At 55.7% G+C, this 8,352-nt stretch carries 9 protein-coding genes and 1 pseudogene; 7 read left to right on the forward strand and 3 right to left on the reverse strand.

The genetic code is table 11. The annotated features are described in order from the left end of the window. From hycC to hycI, 7 genes are all read left to right on the forward strand, one after another. Positions 1 to 1,221 (forward strand): formate hydrogenlyase subunit 3 (gene hycC, locus FDX03_RS15155; RefSeq protein ID WP_249357075.1); only part of this gene is annotated, 1,221 nt, incomplete at its 5' end. A 2-nt stretch (positions 1,222 to 1,223) separates the two neighbouring features. Next, positions 1,224 to 2,147, forward strand: a complete 924-nt coding sequence (locus FDX03_RS15160; protein ID WP_137346145.1) for a respiratory chain complex I subunit 1 family protein — start codon at positions 1,224 to 1,226, stop codon at positions 2,145 to 2,147. Positions 2,148 to 2,164: 17 nt separating this feature from the next. Beyond that, positions 2,165 to 3,874 (forward strand): formate hydrogenlyase subunit HycE, encoded by a 1,710-nt coding sequence (gene hycE, locus FDX03_RS15165; protein WP_003037393.1) that lies wholly within the window; start codon positions 2,165 to 2,167, stop codon positions 3,872 to 3,874. 9 nt (positions 3,875 to 3,883) lie between these two features. After that, a complete protein-coding gene (hycF, locus tag FDX03_RS15170; protein ID WP_003037391.1) occupies positions 3,884 to 4,426 on the forward strand; it encodes a formate hydrogenlyase subunit HycF in 543 nt (180 codons plus the stop codon). Beyond that, positions 4,426 to 5,193: a formate hydrogenlyase subunit HycG gene (hycG, locus tag FDX03_RS15175; protein ID WP_003037388.1), complete on the forward strand. Its 768-nt coding sequence runs from the start codon at positions 4,426 to 4,428 to the stop codon at positions 5,191 to 5,193. The genes hycF and hycG overlap by 1 nt, the downstream gene beginning before the upstream one ends. Continuing rightward, the gene (locus FDX03_RS15180; protein WP_137346146.1) at positions 5,190 to 5,600 is read left to right on the forward strand and encodes a formate hydrogenlyase maturation HycH family protein; all 411 of its coding nucleotides are present in this window, start codon (positions 5,190 to 5,192) and stop codon (positions 5,598 to 5,600) included. The genes hycG and FDX03_RS15180 overlap by 4 nt, the downstream gene beginning before the upstream one ends. Beyond that, positions 5,593 to 6,063 (forward strand): hydrogenase maturation peptidase HycI, encoded by a 471-nt coding sequence (hycI, locus tag FDX03_RS15185; protein WP_003037382.1) that lies wholly within the window; start codon positions 5,593 to 5,595, stop codon positions 6,061 to 6,063. Before FDX03_RS15180 ends, hycI begins: the two co-directional genes overlap by 8 nt. 53 nt (positions 6,064 to 6,116) lie before the next feature. Here hycI and FDX03_RS15190 read toward each other — a convergent pair whose 3' ends face one another. The 3 genes and pseudogenes from FDX03_RS15190 to FDX03_RS23480 form a co-directional block, all read right to left on the reverse strand. After that, positions 6,117 to 6,356, reverse strand: coding sequence for a SymE family type I addiction module toxin (locus tag FDX03_RS15190; RefSeq protein WP_061068454.1), 240 nt, complete (start codon positions 6,354 to 6,356; stop codon positions 6,117 to 6,119). A 172-nt stretch (positions 6,357 to 6,528) separates the two neighbouring features. Beyond that, entirely contained in the window at positions 6,529 to 7,953 is a 1,425-nt protein-coding gene (locus FDX03_RS15195; RefSeq protein ID WP_137346147.1) for a 6-phospho-beta-glucosidase, read from the reverse strand. 22 nt (positions 7,954 to 7,975) lie between these two features. Then, positions 7,976 to 8,352, reverse strand: a pseudogene (locus FDX03_RS23480) (PTS cellobiose/arbutin/salicin transporter subunit IIBC); the annotation flags it as partial.

Genomic DNA, 8,352 nt, shown 5'->3' on the forward strand with positions numbered 1-8,352 from the left:
GCGGGTTTTGGCCTGCTGGCCGGAATAATTCCGCTGCACGGATGGGTGCCGCAGGCACACGCCAACGCCAGCGCACCGGCTGCGGCGCTGTTCTCTACCGTCGTCATGAAGGTGGGTCTGCTGGGTATTCTGTCGCTGTCGCTGCTGGGCGGTAACGCGCCGCTGTGGTGGGGCGTTACGCTGCTGGTGCTGGGGATGATCACCGCGTTTGTCGGCGGTCTGTATGCGCTGATGGAGCACAACATCCAGCGTCTGCTGGCGTACCACACGCTGGAAAACATCGGCATTATTCTGCTGGGGCTGGGCGCTGGCGTGACCGGGATTTCCCTGAATCAACCGGCGCTGATTGCGCTGGGTTTGACCGGCGGTCTGTACCACCTGGTAAACCACAGCCTGTTCAAAAGCGTTCTGTTCCTGGGCGCAGGCAGCATCTGGTTCCGTACCGGTCATCGTGATATCGAAAAACTGGGCGGTATCGGCAAACGCATGCCGGTTATCTCTCTGGCGATGCTGGTTGGTCTAATGGCGATGGCCGCACTGCCGCCGCTGAACGGTTTTGCCGGTGAGTGGGTTATCTACCAGTCCTTCTTCAAGCTTGGCAACAGCGGCGCATTTGTCGGCCGTTTTTTAGGACCGTTGCTGGCGGTAGGACTGGCGATTACCGGCGCGCTGGCGGTGATGTGTATGGCGAAAGTCTATGGCGTTACTTTCCTTGGCGCACCGCGCACGAAGGAAGCTGAGAATGCCTGTTGCGCGCCAATCCTGATGAGCGTGAGCGTCGTTGCGCTGGCTATCTGCTGCGTGATTGGCGGCGTTGCTGCGCCGTGGCTGCTGCCGATGATCTCCTCTGCCGTTCCGCTGCCGCTGGAAACCGCCAACACCACCGTTTCTCAGCCGATGATCACGCTGCTGCTGATCGCATGTCCGCTGCTGCCGTTCATCATCATGGCAATTTTCAAAGGCAACCGTCTGCCGTCGCGTTCACGCGGTGCGGCATGGGTGTGTGGTTACGATCACGAGCAGTCAATGGTCATTACCGCGCACGGTTTTGCCATGCCGGTGAAAGAAGCCTTTGCCCCGGTACTCAAACTGCGTAAATGGCTAAACACGGTATCACTGATTCCGGGCTGGCAGAATGCGGCTGCACCGGTGCTGTTCCGTCGACTGGCGCTAATTGAGCTGGCGGTGCTGGTGGTGATTGTGGTTTCACGAGGAGCCTGAGAATGAGTGTTTTATATCCGTTAATTCAGGCGCTGGTGCTGTTTGCCGTTGCGCCGCTGCTGTCCGGTGTTACCCGCGTGGCGCGTGCGCGTTTGCACAATCGCCGCGGTCCGGGCGTTTTGCAGGAATACCGCGACATTATCAAACTGCTGGGTCGTCAGAGCATTGCGCCTGCGGATTCCAGCTGGGTTTTCCGTCTGACGCCGTTTGTGATGGTGGGCGTGATGCTGACTATCGCCACTGCGTTGCCGGTAGTGACCGTTGGCTCACCGCTGCCACAACTTGGCGATCTGATCACCTTAATTTACCTGTTCGCCATTGCCCGTTTCTTCTTCTCTATCGCGGGACTGGATACCGGTAGCCCGTTTACCGCCATTGGTGCCAGCCGTGAAGCGATGCTCGGCGTGCTGGTTGAACCTATCCTGCTGCTGGGGCTGTGGGTAGCGGCACAGGTTGCGGGTTCAACCCATATCAGCAATATCGCCGATACCATTTACCACTGGCCTGCTGCGCGCAGCATCCCGCTGATTCTGGCACTGTGCGCCTGTGCTTTCGCCACCTTTATCGAAATGGGCAAACTGCCATTCGATCTGGCAGAAGCAGAGCAAGAGCTGCAGGAAGGTCCATTGACTGAATACAGCGGCAGCGGTTTTGCCGTGCTGAAATGGGGCATTAGCCTCAAGCAACTGGTCGTTCTGCAAATGTTCGTTGGTGTGTTCCTGCCGTGGGGACAGATGGAAACCTTCAGCGCGGGTGGGCTGCTGCTGGCGCTGGTGATTGCCGTCGTCAAGCTGGTCCTCGGCGTGCTGGTCATCGCCCTGTTCGAAAACAGCATGGCGCGTCTGCGTTTTTGCGCCACTTCACGCGTGACCTGGGCCGGTTTTGGGTTTGCGTTTTTAGCGTTCGTCTCCTTGCTGGTGGCGTGATTTAAGAGAGTTTGAGCATGTCTGAAGAAAAATTAGGTCAACAATATCTCGCTGCGCTGCATCAGGCCTTTCCGGGCGTGGTGCTGGATGAAGCCTGGCAGACCAAAGATCAGCTGACGATCACCGTCAAGGTGAACTACCTGCCGGAAGTGGTGGAGTTCCTGTACTACAAACAGGGCGGCTGGTTGTCCGTGCTGTTTGGTAACGACGAACGCCAGCTGTGCGGTCATTACGCTGTTTATTACGTGATGTCGATGGAGCAGGGCACTAAATGCTGGATAACCGTCCGCGTTGAAGTCGATGCCAATAAACTGGAGTTCCCGTCCGTAACGCCGCGCGTTCCGGCTGCGGTCTGGGGCGAGCGCGAAGTGCGCGATATGTACGGTTTAATCCCGGTTGGTTTGCCGGATGAGCGTCGCCTGGTACTGCCGGATGACTGGCCGGACGAACTCTATCCGCTGCGTAAAGACAGCATGGATTATCGTCAGCGTCCGGCGCCGACTACCGATGCGGAAACCTACGAGTTCATCAACGAACTGGGCGACAAGAAAAACAACGTGGTGCCAATTGGTCCGCTGCACGTCACCTCCGATGAACCCGGTCACTTCCGCCTGTTCGTTGACGGCGAGAACATTATCGATGCCGACTACCGTCTGTTCTATGTCCACCGCGGCATGGAGAAACTGGCGGAAACCCGTATGGGTTACAACGAAGTGACGTTCCTGTCAGATCGCGTGTGTGGCATCTGCGGCTTTGCGCATAGCACTGCCTATACCACCTCCGTTGAGAATGCGATGGGCATCGTGGTGCCGGAACGTGCGCAGATGATCCGTGCCATTCTACTGGAAGTTGAGCGTCTGCACTCGCACCTGCTGAACCTCGGCCTGGCCTGTCACTTCACCGGTTTTGACTCCGGCTTTATGCAGTTCTTCCGCGTGCGTGAAACGTCGATGAAGATGGCGGAGATCCTCACCGGGGCACGTAAAACCTACGGTCTGAACCTGATCGGCGGTATCCGTCGTGATCTGCTGAAAGAAGATATGATCCAGACCCGTCAACTGGCGCAGCAGATGCGTCGTGACGTGCAGGAACTGGTCGATATGCTGCTCAGCACACCGAACATGGAACAGCGTACCGTTGGTATTGGTCGTCTGGATCCGGAAATTGCCCGTGACTTCAGTAACGTCGGCCCGATGGTTCGCGCCAGCGGCCACGCGCGTGACACCCGCGCCGATCACCCGTTTGTCGGCTATGGTCTGCTGCCGATGGAAGTTCATAGCGAGCAAGGCTGCGACGTTATTTCTCGTCTGAAAGTTCGTATTAATGAAGTCTATACCGCACTGAATATGATCGACTTTGGTCTGGATAACCTGCCGGGCGGCCCGCTGATGGTGGAAGGCTTTACCTACATTCCTCACCGTTTCGCACTGGGCTTTGCTGAAGCGCCGCGTGGAGATGACATCCACTGGAGCATGACCGGCGACAACCAGAAACTGTATCGCTGGCGCTGCCGTGCGGCGACCTACGCCAACTGGCCGACGCTGCGCTACATGCTGCGTGGTAATACCGTTTCCGATGCGCCGCTGATTATAGGTAGCCTCGATCCTTGCTACTCCTGTACTGACCGTATGACCGTGGTCGATGTACGTAAGAAGAAGAGCAAAGTCGTGCCGTACAAAGAACTTGAGCGCTACAGCATCGAGCGTAAAAACTCGCCGCTGAAATAAGGAATCGCCATGTTTACCTTTATCAAAAAAGTCATCAAAACCGGGGCGCCGACGTCGTCGTATCCGCTGGAGCCGATTGCGGTCGATAAAAACTTCCGTGGCAAACCGGAACATAATCCGCAGCAGTGTATTGGCTGCGCGGCCTGTGTGAATGCGTGCCCGTCGAACGCGTTGACGGTAGAAACCGATCTGGCCACCAATGAGCTGGCGTGGCAGTTCAATCTCGGTCGCTGCATCTTCTGCGCCCGTTGCGAAGAAGTTTGCCCGACGGCGGCGATCAAGCTGTCGCAGGAGTATGAGCTGGCGGTGTGGAAGAAAGAGGATTTCCTGCAGCAGTCCCGCTTTGCGCTGTGTAATTGCCGCGTATGTAACCGTCCGTTTGCGGTACAAAAAGAGATTGATTACGCCATTGCGCTGCTTAAGCACAACGGTGATAGCCGCGCGGAAAACCACCGTGAAAGCTTTGAGACCTGCCCGGACTGTAAGCGCCAGAAATGCCTGGTGCCGTCTGACCGTATTGAACTGACTCGCCATATGAAAGAGGCCAGCTGATGAGCAATTTATTAGGCCCACGTGACGCCAACGGTATTCCGGTACCGATGACGGTGGATGAATCCATTGCCAGCATGAAAGCGTCGCTGCTAAAAAGCATCAAGCGTTCAGCGTACGTTTACCGTGTGGACTGCGGCGGCTGCAACGGTTGCGAAATCGAAATCTTCGCCACGCTTTCTCCGCTGTTTGACGCCGAACGTTTTGGCATCAAAGTGGTACCGTCCCCGCGCCATGCGGATATCCTGCTGTTTACCGGCGCGGTAACCCGTGCCATGCGCTCTCCGGCGCTGCGCGCCTGGCAGTCTGCGCCAGACCCGAAAATTTGTATCTCTTACGGTGCCTGCGGTAACAGCGGCGGTATTTTCCACGACTTATACTGCGTATGGGGCGGCACCGACAAAATCGTACCGGTGGATGTGTATATCCCTGGCTGCCCGCCAACGCCTGCAGCCACGCTGTATGGTTTTGCGATGGCGCTGGGTCTGCTGGAACAAAAAATTCACGCGCGTGCGCCGGGTGAACTGGACGAACAGCCGGCGGAAATTCTGCATCCGGATATGGTTCAGCCGCTGCGCGTGAAGGTGGATCGCGAGGCTCGCCGTCTGGCGGGATACCGCTATGGTCGCCAGATTGCTGATGACTATATGACGCAGTTAGGGCAGGGCGAGCATCAGGTGGCGCGCTGGCTGGAGGCGGAAAACGATCCGCGTCTGACCGAGATCGTCACGCATCTTAACCATGTTGTCGAAGAGGCGCGTATCCGATGAGTGAAACGGTGGTGTTCAGCCAACTGAGCCGTAAGTTTATTGATGAGAACGATGCGACGCCCGCCGAGGCGCAGCAGGTTGTCTATTACAGCCTGGCGATTGGTCACCACCTTGGGATCATCGATTGCCTGGAAGCGGCGTTAACTTGTCCATGGGATGACTATCTGGCATGGATTGCTACCCTTGCTGAGGGAAGCGAAGCCCGCCGGAAAATGGAAGGTGTGCCGAAATACGGCGAGATCGTTATCGATTTCAACCATGTGCAAATGCTGGCACGCGCGTTCGATAATGCGCGTGCCGTACAGACCCCGCAGCAGCAGGAGTGGAGCAAGCTGATGCTTAGCATGCTGCACGACATACACCAGGAAAGCGCCATCTATCTGATGGTGAGGAGACACCGTGACTGACGTTTTGTTATGTGTGGGTAACAGCATGATGGGCGATGACGGCGCGGGCCCGCTGCTGGCTGAAATGTGTGCTGCAAATCCTCAAGGCAACTGGGTTGTCATCGACGGCGGTAGCGCGCCGGAGAACGATATTGTCGCCATCCGTGAACTGCGTCCGCAACGTTTGTTGATTGTTGATGCCACCGATATGGGGCTGAACCCAGGTGAAATCCGCATTATCGATCCCGATGACATTGCCGAGATGTTCATGATGACCACCCATAACATGCCGCTGAATTACCTGGTCGATCAGTTGAAAGACGACGTTGGTGAGGTGATTTTCCTCGGCATTCAACCGGACATCGTCGGTTTTTACTACCCGATGACACAGCCGATCAAAGATGCTGTTGATACCGTCTATCAGCGATTAGCCGGTTGGGAAGGACACGGTGGATTCTCCGAGCTGGAAGCGCCAGAAGAGTAAACCGTATCAGTGCCGGATGTGAGTGACATCCGGCCTGTTTCCCGCCTTCCTCGTTACTCAATGGCCTGCTCTATAATTAATTTCCCCTGCATCACTGACACACTCACTGCCGTACCGGTAGGAAACCCTGCTTGTTCCAGCCAGTCGCCGTTCAGCGTGAGTGAGGCGTGCCGACTGATTCGTCGCGTGTAACCCGTTTTGGGATCTTCATGGCGTTTTCTGACATAGCCAACTTTCAATCGACGTACGGGTTTAGTGATAGCCACTGCTGTTGTGCCATTTTTATCAGACATGCACGTTTCCTTGTGGTGAACGGCCAGGATTAAAAACTACTGAATAAAATGCCAGTAAAAAAAGATGAGGGCAAACCTGAAACTGGAAGGACGATTCCACATCTGGAATGTAATAAATGAAATGAAAATATGTAATTCTGCCGGAAGGCTGTAACCCCCTCCGGCAGATCTGTTATGCCAGATCGGCACCGTTGCTGGCGATTACTTTTTTGTACCACCAGAATGATTTCTTACGGGTGCGCGCCAGCGTGCCGTTGCCCGCATCATCGCGGTCCACATACACAAAACCGTAGCGTTTGCTCATCTCACCGGTTGAGGCAGAAACCAGGTCAATACAGCCCCAGGTGGTGTAACCCATCAGCGGCACGCCATCTTCAATCGCGTCTGCCATGGCGCGAATGTGCTCGCGTAAATAGCTGATGCGATAGTCGTCATTGATCTCGCCGTTAGTATCAATTTCATCTTTCGCCCCCAGCCCGTTCTCCACCAGAAATAGCGGTTTCTGGTAGCGGTCATACATCATATTCATGGTGATGCGCAGACCAAGCGGATCGATGCCCCAGCCCCATTCGCTGGCCGCAATATACGGATTACGCAGCGACTTCACCACGTTGGCGGCGCTGGTATTGCCGGTGTTCATTTCCGCCGAGGCGCAGCGCGATGCGTAATAGCTGAACGAGACGAAATCGACGGTGTTTTTCAGGATGTCGTCATCTTCCGGGGCTTTTTCTATGACCACGCCTTTTTCGCGAAACACGCGGGCAGAATAAGCCGGGTAGGCCCCGCGCGCCTGCACATCAATAAAGAACAGGTTTTCGCGGTCTTTTTCCAGCGCGGTCCACACATCTTCTGGTTTACAGGAATAAGGATAAAAATTACCGCCCGCCAGCATGCAGCCAACCTGGTTGTGCGGATTAACTTCATGGGCAATTTTCGTCGCCAGCGCGCTGGCAATCAGTTCGTGGTGGGCGGACTGGTATTTCACCTGATCCTGATTTTCGCCTTCTTCAAACACCAGTCCGGCACCTGAAAAAGGGCTGTGCAGCATAATGTTGATTTCGTTGAACGTCAGCCAGTACTTCACCAGTCCGTCAAAGGCCTCAAAGCAGGTCCGGGCGTAGCGGGTAAAGAACTCCACCATTTTACGGCTACGCCATGAACCGTACTCGGTGACCAGATGCATTGGCACATCGAAATGACACAGCGTGACCAGCGGCTCAATACCGTATTTTTTACACTCGGCAAACACCGCCCGGTAAAATGCGATACCCTCTTCATTCGGCGTCAGCTCATCGCCGTTAGGGTAGAGACGGCTCCAGGCAATGGAAGTACGAAATACCGTAAAACCCATTTCCGCCATCAGCGCGATATCTTCTTTATAGCGATGATAAAAGTCGATCGCCTGATGGCTGGGATAAAATTCGTCATCCCGCAACGTAAAGCGCTTTTCCTGTCCCAGTTTGACGGGCATGCGACTTGTGCCGTGAGGGATCATATCGACGGTCGTCAGCCCTTTGCCACCTTCCCGGTACGCCCCTTCAGACTGGTTGGCGGCCAGTGCGCCGCCCCATAAAAATCCTTGCGGAAAAACAGACATAATTAACCTCAGTTCATACCAGTCAAATGCTGGCTCCATTGATATTGCCCGGTTGTGCGGCCTGATTTTTTCTGGCCTGCGCGGCGGCATCTTCGACAGGGATATCTTCAAAGCCGAGAATCAGCGTTAATACAAAGGAAAGCACTACCGCCAGCGCCATCACGCCAAATACCCAAACGATGGTCATCGGATTGGCCGGATCGAAAAACTGGACGCTGGTGAACAGGCCAGGAGCTGCCATGGAGTGGCTTGCAAGTCCGGCCATGCCGGCAACGGCACCGCAGATAAAACCGCTGATAAGACTCGCAATCAGCGGTCGTTTCAGGCGGATCGCCACGCCATACAGCGCGGGTTCGGAAATCCCCGCCATGATGGCGGAGGCGGCTGCCGCTAACGCCG

Origin of the sequence: Citrobacter sp. wls827 (assembly GCF_005280875.1) — a bacterium.
GTDB lineage: Bacteria > Pseudomonadota > Gammaproteobacteria > Enterobacterales > Enterobacteriaceae > Citrobacter > Citrobacter youngae.

What these genes read in the sequence shown, in the direction of transcription:
- hycE (WP_003037393.1), top strand. Translation starts at nt 2,165, where the DNA reads ATGTCTGAAGAAAAATTAGGTCAACAATATCTCGCTGCGCTGCATCAG.
- hycG (WP_003037388.1), top strand. Translation starts at nt 4,426, where the DNA reads ATGAGCAATTTATTAGGCCCACGTGACGCCAACGGTATTCCGGTACCG.
- FDX03_RS15195 (WP_137346147.1), bottom strand. Translation starts at nt 7,953, where the DNA reads ATGTCTGTTTTTCCGCAAGGATTTTTATGGGGCGGCGCACTGGCCGCC.
- FDX03_RS15190 (WP_061068454.1), bottom strand. Translation starts at nt 6,356, where the DNA reads ATGTCTGATAAAAATGGCACAACAGCAGTGGCTATCACTAAACCCGTA.
- hycF (WP_003037391.1), top strand. Translation starts at nt 3,884, where the DNA reads ATGTTTACCTTTATCAAAAAAGTCATCAAAACCGGGGCGCCGACGTCG.
- FDX03_RS15180 (WP_137346146.1), top strand. Translation starts at nt 5,190, where the DNA reads ATGAGTGAAACGGTGGTGTTCAGCCAACTGAGCCGTAAGTTTATTGAT.
- FDX03_RS15160 (WP_137346145.1), top strand. Translation starts at nt 1,224, where the DNA reads ATGAGTGTTTTATATCCGTTAATTCAGGCGCTGGTGCTGTTTGCCGTT.